The sequence below is a fragment of the Aneurinibacillus sp. UBA3580 genome (genome assembly GCF_002375825.1).
GTDB classification, from domain to species: Bacteria; Bacillota; Bacilli; order Aneurinibacillales; family Aneurinibacillaceae; genus Aneurinibacillus; species Aneurinibacillus danicus.
The window spans coordinates 1-11,970 of sequence record NZ_DFMZ01000088.1 but is presented as its reverse complement, the minus strand read 5'-3'; the positions used below and the strand labels follow the sequence as shown (position 1 = coordinate 11,970).

Genomic DNA, 11,970 nt, shown 5'->3' with positions numbered 1-11,970 from the left:
AGCCGCTCTTCCGCCACATGGTCCGCGCAAATCGTACTGCTTTTTTGACTCAATCCCGGTATTAGCTCTGCAAGCCGCTCCGCTTTCGATTCGCAATAGTAATAGCCTTGATTGTCACGATAGTAGAACCGTTCCGGGTATCCGTCTTTCAGCTTTACGATGGAATTCTGCTGGTGCGCTTCCAGAGCAATTCCGTACTCTTCGTACAGCCAGATGAGCGGATCGAGGGAAATAGAAAGATACCTCTCAAACCAATCGACACTCACTTCCTCCACTGTCCGCTCTTCTTTCGCGGCAATCTCTCTGACAATGGAGCCCAGCCGGGATGTTTCGCCGTACGCATGATCCTGGCATAAACCGGCAATCAGGCTTGCATTTCGGTCGTCCTGATAGAAAGGATTTTCCCTCATAACTACTTCGAACCCCGATTCTTCTCCTTGTAGCTTGATGCTTAGGTAGGCCGGATCTTTGATAATGTGAAAATGCCTGTGGTTTTGGCTAAGCCGCTCTCCGATTTCCGTCTGCAGAAGCCGGGATATTTCCACTCCCCTGTCCAATTCTTTCTGCTTGTTCACCCTTAAGGAATTCGTAATTTTAATAGGGACGGAAAATTTATACATATACCGGGCTTGCCTGCTGTACACCGTGCGGACGGAAGAAGTCGCGGTAAACAGCCTTCCCTTTGGTCCCAGATACTCCAGTAGCCCTCTGTCCATAAGCGCCTGTACTTCCGGTTTCTCCACCAGGGCGCTGGCCTGAAGAGGGTGGGCGGGCAGCAGAATAAACCCGTCACTCCGGCAATACGCTTCTATAAACCTCTCCTCCATGGCCGGATCGCTTCTCATTTCTTCTCGTATCATGTCAGCCGCCGAAGTTCCCGTACTCGAATCCTGCAGGACGATGGACGGGTGCGCCTTGAAATAGTGAAGCTGGAATTTCCCCTTCAACTCCGGAGAAAAAATCCGTTCTTCTTCCTCTGAAATCCCCTGCTTGCTTTTTGGGGTTGGATGCAGCAAATGGCCGAAGAGAAGCGATTGCTCCGCCTCAATGAACGAAAAATCAGGTTCGGCAAGCGCAAGCGCATCCTTCACTCTGCTTTCCGCATAGCGCCGTATATTCCTGCAACTTAATATGACGCGCAGCATAAACTCGTCTTCTGCATCCGTACGGCCCTGTTCAAGCAAAAGCTCCTTCGTGATAAGCGAGACCAGCGTAACGTAATCGGCTGGCTGCGGGTCCGACGATTCTTTCGTTCGATAATAAATCGGAAACGAAAATAAATGTCTGCCTGTCGCCGACCAATAGCGGACAGGAATGATGATCTCTATTTGCTGGGAAGACAGCGAGCTGACCAGAACCGTTTCCGGTACATGCACATGATTTGCAAACAACTTATTATCGAACAGTCCGGGCGAACGCTCCGTATAATTTTCTGTTTCACGCAAATAGCAATTCAAGAAGCTTTGGATCGTGGCTCTTTCCGCGATATCTTTCATGTGATTCAATGAATTCCCCCCCTTATGTACATGTCGCCAAGCTTTTGAACTTCCTCAAGGATGCTCTCGATGTCTTCGATGGTCGTTCTCGGGTTCAGCAACGTAAATTTAAGATAGGCCGTTCCGTCGATGCTCGTTCTGGCGATTACCGCACTTCCTCTTTGAAGAAGCATCCGGCAAATCAGCCTGTTTGCCTTATTTACCATCTCTTTGTCCTGGCAGAAATCGGGCTGGTAGCGAAACACTACCGCATTAAGCTCCGGCTGTTTATTCAGGACGGTCAGCTTATCCATTTCGGAAATTCGGTCCGCGGCCGCTTGCGCAAGACGGAACGTATAATCAATCATTTCGCCAAATCGTTCTATTCCGATGACTCTTAACGAAACAAAAAGCTTCAATGCATCAAACCGCCTTGTCGTTTGAACCGATTTATTGACAAGGTGCGGCACTCCTTCTTCTTCATCCTCAACGGGATTCAGGTAATTGGCATGATGATGGATAAAACGAAAACTTGTACCGTCTTTTACCAGGAAAGCTCCGCAACTGATAGGCTGGTAAAAAAGTTTATGGAAGTCTACCGTAATGGAATCCGCCAGCTCAATTCCCTGCATCTTTCCGGAGAAATCCCGGCTTAACAGCAAAGCTCCGCCATAAGCCGCATCCACATGGAGCCATATGCCGTTTTCCTTTGCGAGCTTCGCCATCTCCCGCAGCGGATCGATGCTTCCGAAATCGGTAGTACCGCAGGTGGCCACAAGGGCGAACGGAAAAAGCTGTTCCTGCCGTAATTGCGCAAGCTTTTGATGCAGGTCTTTCACGCACAGCCGGCGCCGATGGTCCGTTTTGATGAGCACAACCGAATTCTCACCCAGGCCGAGCTGCGAAGCGGATGTTTTCACCGTAAAATGTGCATCTTCCGAGCAAAGGATACGCAGGCGGCGGGCTTCCGGAGGCAGTCCGTCCTTTTGGACGTTCCATCCCCAGTGTTTCCAGCAGAAAGCATCCCGGGCAAGAAGCAGTCCCATGTAATTGGACTGTGTCCCCCCGCTTGTAAACGTACCGTCCGCCCCTTCCTGATATCCGAACGCGCCGCAAAGCCACCGGATCATTTCTTCTTCCAGGTACGTAGCGGCCGCGCTTTGATCCCAGGAATCCATGGATTGGTTCAATGCGCTGATCATCATCTCCGCAGCCAAAGCGGGAATCAGTGGAGGACAATGCAGATGTGCAATGCTTTTCGTATGCGTTACATGGATGGCATTGGAGAGAAGGCTTGTATAAATCTCTTGCAGTACGTCCTGCAAGCTCTCTCCCGCCTCTGAAATAGGCCACAAACTTTTAACGTCAACTCCTACCTCTTTAGGCGCCTTTCCGCTATATGGTTTTGGATAGGCCGCATAGAATTTCGACAGCGTTTCTTTGACAAGATCAACCGCCTGCCTGTAAGCCTGCAATCCCTCTTTCCCCGAATGGAGGAAAAGTGAAGGAACATAAGACAGACTTTCTTGAGAGATTTCGGACTTTACTGGCATGTCTTGTTTCATAAGCATCTCACCCCTTTTGGACGGCCGCCCGGACAGCTGCCTTGAAAATTGCGATGACTTCGTTCATCTGCTCTTCCGTGATAATCAAAGGAGGAAGGAATCTTACGACACTGCTGTGCCGCCCGCCAACTTCCAGGATGAGTCCGCGGTTAAAGCACTCCCGCTGAATTTTGCTTGCCAGTTCGGGATTGGCGGGATAGCTGCCGTTTGGCGCCGGCTGATACAGCGGATTTACGATTTCGACTCCGACCATCAGCCCCCGGCCTCTTACGTCTCCGATTTCATGGATATCCTCTTGCAGCTCTTTCAGAGAATCCATCAACTTTTCACCCATCCGTCCGGCATGGGATGCCAAATCGTTTTCTTTAATGAATTTCAATGTGGCCGCTCCCGCCGCCATAGCCATTTGATTTCCCCGGAATGTACCGATATGGGCGCCCGGAGACCATTGATCCAGGTCTTTATCGTAGATAACGACAGACAGCGGAAGACTGCCGCCGATGGCTTTGGAGAGAACGATGACATCCGGGATAATGTCAGCATGTTCAAAAGCGAACAGTTTGCCGGTACGTCCGATACCCGTCTGCACTTCGTCGATAATAAGCGGGATGCCCCGCTCCTTGGTAATTCTCCGCATCTCGCGAATCCATTCGATCGGTGCGGGAATTGAGCCTCCTTCGCCCTGGACTACTTCAAAAATCATTCCCGCCGGAGGAAGCACGCCGCTTTCCGGATCATCAAGCAGATTTTCAATGTAGCGGCTGCTAATGCGGTGACTTTCTTCTCCGCCGACGCCAAACGGGCAACGATACGCATACGGATAGGGGAGAAAATGAACGTCCGGGACCAGCCCCTGCACTTTCTCCTTCGGGCCGAGCGTTCCGCTCAGCGACATGGTCCCTTGCGTTGAGCCGTGATAACCGCCCTGGAACGAAAGAATGCTGCGCTTTCCTGTCGCGGTTTTTACCAGCTTAATTGCAGCTTCGATCGCATCCCCGCCTGTCGGGCCGCAAAACTGGATCTTTGCCCGCTTCGCGAATTCCTCCGGAAGACTGGAAAACACCTCGTTTATAAACTCCTCTTTCACCGGTGTCGTTAAATCCAGCGTATGTAAAGGGCGCTTGTCCCGAATCACCTGCTCTATGGCCTGAATAGCAACTGGATGGTTATGGCCAAGCGCCAATGTACCCGCGCCTGCAAGGCAATCGTAATACCGCTTGCCGTCGACATCATGGACGAATACACCTTCTGCTCTATCGATTGCAATCGGAATTCTTCTCGGATACGACCGTGCGTTGGATTCCCGTCTTTCCTGCTGTTCAAGAAGCTCCTGGTTTTTCGAAACCTGTTTTATTGGCATACAAAACTTCCTTTCTAATTGGAAATTATTTTCAATAACACTTGTAACATCAGATTAATTGATAAAGATTATCATTGTCAACAATACTTGAGAGCTATTCTCATTTATGATTCTTTTTGCTCGATCCGTGGGTATTATGCACGAATTAATATAAATACTCTGATAATATAGTCGATGCCAAAAACAGGAAAAATTACCCATTTTTCCGATATGTCCCCTCTACCTTTTCCCAAACGCAAAAAGACCTGAAGGGACGGCCTTCGCCAGACACCTTCAGGTCTTACTCTTATTTATCTGCTTGAGTTATATCCCGTTCTTTTCTTCCACAACTCTTTCAATCCGCTTTGCTTCAAGCCACTTAATCTGCATTCCTTCCGTTTTCTTAATCGTAAATCGCCATTGCGCGCAATCAATATACATCCCTTCCCGGATACCGGCGATACGGGCTGCCACCCAGCCCCCTATCGTATCGAATCCGTCTTCCGGTTCAATTCCGGTCAGCTCTGCCACTTCAGACAACAGCACTTTGTTATCCAGCATATAATGGCTCGGGCCGAGCGTCTCGACCGGCGAACGTTCATGTGTATCGAACTCGTCACGAATTTCGCCTACGATTTCTTCCAGAATGTCTTCCATGGTAACCATGCCTGCGGTTCCTCCGTATTCGTCAATCAAGACAGCGATGGATGTCCGCTTCTCCCGCATAGTTTCCAGCAGCTTCTCAAGCGGTGTGGCTTCATTGACGAACAGCGCCGGACGTATGATATCCATAAGCGAGAGGTTCGCATTCCCAAGGTACTTGATAAACAGTTCCTTCGTATGAACCACGCCGAGAATATGGTCTTTGTCCTCGCCCGCAACCGGATACCGGGTAAATCCTTCAGCACGAATCGTTTTTAAATTCGCATTCATGCTCTCTCCCGCATACAGGCAGACCATCTCCGTCCGCGGCACCATAATCTCGCGCGCCACCCGCTCGCTGAATTTAAAAATATTATTTACGTATGCATATTTCGTGGGGTTAATTTCTCCGCTATCCAGGATTTGCGCCAGAAGCAGGCGAAGCTCTTCCTCCGGGTGGGCATGCCCGACCGCCGACTTCCGAGGAAGCAGGCGGACCGCCAACCAGACGGCGGCGGCAAGAAGCACAGTGACACACAACATACTTATGACCCCGTCCATCCGCTTCCCGAAGGTCCACCTCCGTCACGCAATCTCATACACGCAAGGCTTTTTTATCACTGTAAAGCAACATATCCTTTCCTACACTACTAAAAAGACCGCCACAGGGACGGTCTATAAATCGAAATCAATCTCTTCTTCAATCTTTCCGGTTACTTCTTCTTCATACACCAGTTGACCTTCAGTAAAATCTTCTTCCCTAACCGCCTTTTCTTCTACCGCCATTATTTCTTGATAACCAGCAGGCATCGTTGGACGAAGCATGATTTCTCTTCGCAACGCCTCAAGTTCTTTGCGCATTTCCCGAATCAGGGCCAAGAGTTCATCTTCCCGGCAGTTTCGACGTTCTCTATATAAATCTTCCTCTACTAAGCGATTTATATAAGCCGGAAGCTCATTTATGTTTTTTGATTTATTATTTAGGATTCGATATACTTCACTGCTCATGAACTTTGTACGAATACTGATTACAGATCGTCTTTCATTAATGACAGATTGTCTTTTACTAATTACGGATCGCCTTTTATTAATTACGGGTCGTCTTTTAGACTTCATAAAATATCATCCTATTGCGCTGTAGCTGTAGCAGTTTCATTTAGGCTAAGGATTTCCAATGCATACAGATTGAGTTTACGTGCATCGGGCAGAAAGATGTGATACTGCTGCTGAATTTCTTCTCCATATTTTTCTGCTATTACTTCTTCAATAAATTTTTGTAGCACCGCTCCATTACCGCCGAGATACACATTTTTATACATCTTCCCTTGTGGTAACGGGAATGTATTCTCTATTTTTGCATTGTATATTTCCGCGTAGTTACGCAGAGATTCATGAATCACCTTTGTAAGGTCAGTAGTTTTCCCGCTCTTTCCATCTAGTAACCTCATTTCAGATTTATCGATGTTCTCATAAATGAATTTCTCTAAAGAACGAACATCCGGGAAAAACTCCAGCAGCTTTTCGGTTCTTAACTTCTCGATATGCTTCAGATAAGAAATGTCTGTAAGAGACTGCAGCGCATCCCTGTTTTTCGGTGCCTTCAATCCAGCGGGAAGAAATGCCAAATCACAGGTTCCTGCCCCGATGTCGTGCATAAGGGTATCAAAATCATTAAACTGATTTGCCAGATCATTGTTTTCCAGCCTGAAGTTTTTCTTAATTGCCCACCTGGCATCGGCACCCTCGATCCGGCATTTCGATGTAGCTACTTTAATTGATAAAGTACGCTCAGCTCCTGGAGTAAAGATCGTCACGTTATGTTCACCACGGAAGCGTGCAGCCATCTGCTCCTGCATATCTGAAAATTTATCTGCTTTTTTCAACAGCCAAATCGGAAGCATGGTTGAGAAATAATCAATCTCAACGTTACTCTGATCCGGACTTTCTGCATGAAGAACATGATAGTAGGCAACACCGGCTAAGAAACAGATGTAAGGAATTTCTGACTCGACTTTATTATGTAGTTTAGCGATATGCTTGTTACCTAACTGATGGTTTTCTGCTGCCTCCCCTATTAAGAAGAAACGTTCCCGATCATCAATAACGGATGAGATAAGAACATTTTTCAGAAACTCCTTCGGATCATCAATTCTTGATGTAAAATGAGCATTCGCTTCCTTCACGCTAAGCTCTACCACGTTAGTTGTTAGCTCGAAATAATAACCGTTCACCATAAATTGTTCAATGGAATTTCCGGAATCCTTATTGAACCTTTTAATCTTAAAAACGCTCATATTGTCCTCCTTTGGATGGTTTCTTCCTCTGTTAACATCCGTACCAAAACCTTGCTTTTGGGATAACCCGCTTGTTAACCGTATAGCCCCGGAATAAGCAGGACTCATCATTGACTCTGTTCTTTTTTTGTCAGCATTTTTCGGCTTCCAAGGAATTAACGTACTTCTATTCGCTTTCCTCTTTCTTTTTCGCATTTTTTTACCCCCTTTACTGCTTACCCCCTTAAACAATTCTCTATAGTACTTAATAATATGACTGCCATACATGTATTGAGACTTTCAAATCAAAATTTGTATAAAGAATTTAAAATAAAAAAACCTTGAATTCTAAAAAGGGTTTAGAATTCAAGGTTTTTTAGATTTTAAAGCAAGCACGTGCTACTTTTCGATCTCCCGATCCGGAAATGCTTCTTTCATGTTTTTCCACACCCCGCGCCCGGCTTCACGCGCTTCCGTCTGCCATTCGCGAATCGCATCAACGTATTTTACATTGGGCGGGAATGTCGCCAGCCGGGCCAATCCGCTGCGTACCAGTGTTCCATTAAAGAACTCGCCTTTGCCGTCATTCACATCCACATATACATAACGCAGCCAGCGCCCGTAACGATCATTGGGCTGTACGTCCTTCTCCAACCAGATTTCTTTGCCTTCCAAGCGCTGTGTCGTATATTCTTTCGCTTCTTCACCGAGATATCCCTTCGGACGGTTCGGCGCCTTCGATTCCGGTGTGTCAACAAGAATAAGGCGAACTTTGTAGTCTTTGCCTCTTACTTTCGCTACAATCGTATCACCGTCCACCACCCTTGTGACGGTCGCCTTCTGCAACTTCTTTCCCTTTATCTCTACCACCGCTTTCACTTCCTGCCCGTTATCGGGCGGTGCCGCGGCACAGGCAGCCAGCAGCCATACGCCAAGCAAAACCACTATCATCCATCCGATTCTTTGTTTCATTCTCGCATACCACCATTTCTGTCCTTGTTTCCTTGTATTAATTATGAATCTATATCCTCATTTTATAATAATTGTTTCTTTTCGCTTACTCACATGGCAATTATCATAAAATCCGATGAGCATTTTCATAATTTTCAGTTTAAAAAGGTGGTTATCGATTGTATAGTATACATAGCGCTTATTTAAAGGAGATAACAGAACATTATGCAAACAAAAAGCTTACATTACGGATGGATTATCGTAGCCATCGCCTTCTTCGCCCTGCTGGTCGGCGCCGGAATCCGCTCTACGCCCGGGGTTTTGATGGTTCCGCTTGAACAGGAATTCGGATGGGAGCGTACAGTCGTTTCGCTCGCATTAGCCATTAACTTGCTGTTATACGGATTGTTCGGTCCGTTCGCCGCCGCCTTTATGAACCGGTTTGGCATCCGTCAAGTCACCTCTTTCGCTTTATTACTGCTTGCTGCAGGCACTTTTCTGACTACGCAGATGAAGTCTGCCTGGCAGTTATATCTTCTCTGGGGTGTCATCGTAGGCATCGGCAGCGGATGTACGGTCGTGCTTAGCGCTATGGTGGCTACCCGCTGGTTTGTGAAGCGGCGCGGGTTGGTCGTAGGCATACTGACCGCGAGCGGGGCTACGGGTCAGCTTATCTTTTTGCCTATTCTGGCCCAACTGGTCACTTCCGAAGGCTGGCGGACAGCCACCTGGATGATTTCTATTGTATCGGTCATCATGTTTGTTATTATCGCTTTCTTTATGCGCAATTACCCATCGGATAAAGGACTGGCCCCATATGGGGGAACGGAGGACATCACAGAGATTCCGCAAAATCAAAGCAATCCTTTTGCCAGCGCTGTAGACGGCTTGCGGACAGCGATTCGCTCACGGGATTTCTGGCTTCTGGCGGGTAGCTTCTTCGTATGCGGCTTCTCCACCAACGGGCTCATCGGTACGCACTTTATTCCCGCCTGCATCGAGCACGGTATCCCGGAAGTGAAAGCCGCCAGTATGCTTGCCCTTATCGGTATATTCGATATTATCGGAACGACCGTCTCCGGCTGGCTTTCCGACCGCTTTAACAATCGCTGGCTGCTTTTCTGGTATTACGGATTACGAGGGCTGTCCCTGCTGTTTCTGCCCTCTGCTTTGGACTCCGCCCATTTGAGCTTATGGTTCTTCATCGTCTTTTACGGTTTGGACTGGGTAGCCACTGTGCCGCCGACCGTTCGTCTAACTACGGATATTTTCGGCAAGGAAAACGCCGGCATCATGTTCGGATGGATTATGGCTTCCCATCAGATTGGCGCCGCCTTTGCCGCTTATGGCGGAGGATTCCTCCATTATTTATTTAACAGCTACTTCTTTACGTTTATCCTGGCAGGGATTTTCTGCTTCCTGGCAGCCGGTATTGTCATGAGGATCGGTAAAACGGCAAAACCGTATGTAGAAAAAGTAATAGTGAAATGAGCATAATCATAAGAAAAACCTGCGGGGCGTGTGTCGGCCGCTGCTTTTTCCGTTTTGCCTCCTAGTGGAATAAGCACGAGCGGCAACGCCCGCGAGTTTTTCTCATCTTATCTTTCTGGCGAACTTGATTTTGCGATCTTTTTAATTTCAACCCGCTTGATTTGCAATCCATCCGTTTCACGGACGGTGAACTCCCAATTTTCCACTTCGACTTTCTGGCCTTCTTCGATGCTTGGAACCTGAGTGGCAACCCAACCGCCAACAGTGTCAAATTCCGGGTCGGCAGACACCCCCGTTAACTCTTCCACTTCTGTCAACAGCACTTTATTGTCTACAATATAGTGGTTTTCGCCAACCGTTTCTATTGGGGGGCGCTCATTCACATCGAATTCATCCCGGATTTCACCCACGATTTCCTCCAGAATGTCTTCCATAGTTACCAGTCCCGATGTACCGCCGTACTCGTCAATAAGAATCGCCAGAGAACTCCGCTGTTTCTGCATTTTCTTCAAAAGCGTTTCCAGTGGTGTGGCTTCATTCACAAACAGGACCGGACGCATCATTGTTGTAACTTCCAAGTTCGGGTTTTCGAGATACTTCATGAACAGCTCTTTTGTATGGATAATCCCAAGAACATGATCCTTATCTTCCTGGACGATTGGATAACGGGTAAACCCTTCCTGACGAATCGTCTGGAGATGCTCCTGCAGGCTATTCTCGGCATACAAACATGCCATCTCGGTACGCGGCACCATAATTTCCCGCGCCACCCGCTCATCAAACTTAAAGATGTTGTTCATGTACGTAAATTCCGCCGGGTTAATCTCCCCGCTTTCCAGACTCTGCGCCAGAATGAGGCGAAGCTCTTCCTCCGAGTGCGCATGCTCATGCTCACTGGCCGGCTTCATCCCAAACAGACGGATAAACAGACCCGCGGAGCCGTTCAGTGCCCAAATGAACGGATACATAATTTTATAGAAAGCGATAAGCGGACGGGCTAACCGGAGACTGAGTTCCTCCGCTTTTTGAATGGCCAGCGATTTTGGGGCAAGCTCGCCAAGCACAACATGCAAAAACGTAATGAATGAGAACGCAAGAATAAATGAAAGCGTATTGGCGAGTTGCTCCGGCACATTGTAGTTGAGGAACAGCGGATGCAGCAGATGGTGAACGGTCGGCTCCCCCAGCCAGCCGAGTCCTAGCGCAGTAATGGTAATGCCAAGCTGGCAGGCCGATAAATAGCCGTCCAAATTATCGATAATACGCTGTACGGCAATGGCTGACTTGTTTCCTTCCATCGCCAGTTGGTTAATCCGGGTCGGCCGCACCTTAATCACCGCAAACTCGGCGGCAACGAAAAACGCCGTGGCGATAATTAAAACTGCGACCAAACTTAGGTTAATAATACTTTCCATCTACTCCCCGAAGGGTCACCTCCAAAAAATTAAGTATTGATTTACACCTTACTATTTTTGTCTTATTTTATGGCAGACAAACAAAGCTAACATCGTTTTGTACAGCAGCACGTTACGCTGATGTTTATTCTTACTATACGGACAAAAAGACAATAAGGTTTCATTGTAATACCCGCCCCCTCCGTTTTCTCGCTGTTTGATTCATGTAAGCCTCGAAATAGATTTTGAGTAAATTTCCCTTATCCGGTATAGTATAACTAAACGTCAGGAAGAATTTTTTATATAAAGAAAACAGTAGGCAATCAAATTTAATGCTTTTGCGCTGTTGTTGGTTGAAGTCATTGGGATGTGTAGGGGAGGAAAAGAAATGGAAAACAACGACACTCCATTAAAGCACTTTTATTATAAGGAACCAAAAAACAAACGAACAATATGGAAACGGGTATTTTTTATTGGACTCGGAGCATTTCTAGCTGCTTTTGGATTAGAAATGTTTCTTACTCCAAACCGAATAATAACAGGTGGAGTAAACGGGATCTCAGGTATCTTATCTCATATAACAGAGATGCAGATGGGGGTGTTTTTATTTTTCATAAATCTTCCATTTATTTTTAATCATAGCAAGAGAATAAATCGATCCAGAGCTTTATTAGCTGTGCTGGGTTTATTTCTCTTATCTGCGGTAACTATCCTTCTCCATCCTTTTCCTCCATTGATTGAAGACCCGCCTCTTGCTGCGTTTTTTGGTAGCCTTATATTGGGTAGCGGAATCGGTCTCATATTCCGCCACTCAGGATTTACAGATGGTGTTCAGCAGGC

General features: G+C 47.2%; 10 protein-coding genes. 2 read left to right on the top strand and 8 right to left on the bottom strand.

Annotated elements, in window-relative coordinates:
* The 7 genes from B2899_RS12890 to B2899_RS12860 form a co-directional block, all read right to left on the bottom strand.
* Positions 1-1,496 (bottom strand): IucA/IucC family protein (locus tag B2899_RS12890; protein WP_286886349.1); only part of this gene is annotated, 1,496 nt, incomplete at its 3' end.
* A gap of 5 nt (positions 1,497-1,501) precedes the next feature.
* Complete coding sequence (locus B2899_RS12885) at positions 1,502-3,040, bottom strand: pyridoxal phosphate-dependent decarboxylase family protein (RefSeq protein ID WP_286886333.1); 1,539 nt, start codon at positions 3,038-3,040, stop codon at positions 1,502-1,504.
* 7 nt (positions 3,041-3,047) lie between these two features.
* Entirely contained in the window at positions 3,048-4,400 is a 1,353-nt protein-coding gene (locus B2899_RS12880; protein WP_146808220.1) for an aspartate aminotransferase family protein, read from the bottom strand.
* A gap of 303 nt (positions 4,401-4,703) precedes the next feature.
* Complete coding sequence (locus B2899_RS12875; protein ID WP_286886330.1) at positions 4,704-5,564, bottom strand: hemolysin family protein; 861 nt, start codon at positions 5,562-5,564, stop codon at positions 4,704-4,706.
* A 132-nt stretch (positions 5,565-5,696) separates the two neighbouring features.
* The gene (locus B2899_RS12870; protein ID WP_146808222.1) at positions 5,697-6,137 is read right to left on the bottom strand and encodes a hypothetical protein; all 441 of its coding nucleotides are present in this window, start codon (positions 6,135-6,137) and stop codon (positions 5,697-5,699) included.
* An 11-nt stretch (positions 6,138-6,148) separates the two neighbouring features.
* Positions 6,149-7,315 (bottom strand): hypothetical protein, encoded by a 1,167-nt coding sequence (locus B2899_RS12865; RefSeq protein ID WP_146808251.1) that lies wholly within the window; start codon positions 7,313-7,315, stop codon positions 6,149-6,151.
* A 378-nt stretch (positions 7,316-7,693) separates the two neighbouring features.
* The gene (locus tag B2899_RS12860; protein ID WP_146808223.1) at positions 7,694-8,266 is read right to left on the bottom strand and encodes a thermonuclease family protein; all 573 of its coding nucleotides are present in this window, start codon (positions 8,264-8,266) and stop codon (positions 7,694-7,696) included.
* 204 nt (positions 8,267-8,470) lie between these two features.
* Between B2899_RS12860 and B2899_RS12855 the strand changes: the two genes are divergently transcribed.
* On the top strand, positions 8,471-9,736 hold the full coding sequence (locus B2899_RS12855) for an MFS transporter (protein WP_174760581.1): 1,266 nt from the start codon (positions 8,471-8,473) through the stop codon (positions 9,734-9,736).
* 107 nt (positions 9,737-9,843) lie between these two features.
* On the opposite strand, the gene B2899_RS12850 is transcribed toward B2899_RS12855, so the two are convergent.
* Positions 9,844-11,151, bottom strand: a complete 1,308-nt coding sequence (locus tag B2899_RS12850) for a hemolysin family protein (RefSeq protein WP_146808225.1) — start codon at positions 11,149-11,151, stop codon at positions 9,844-9,846.
* Positions 11,152-11,518: 367 nt separating this feature from the next.
* Between B2899_RS12850 and B2899_RS12845 the strand changes: the two genes are divergently transcribed.
* Positions 11,519-11,970 (top strand): YitT family protein (locus tag B2899_RS12845; protein WP_286886326.1); only part of this gene is annotated, 452 nt, incomplete at its 3' end.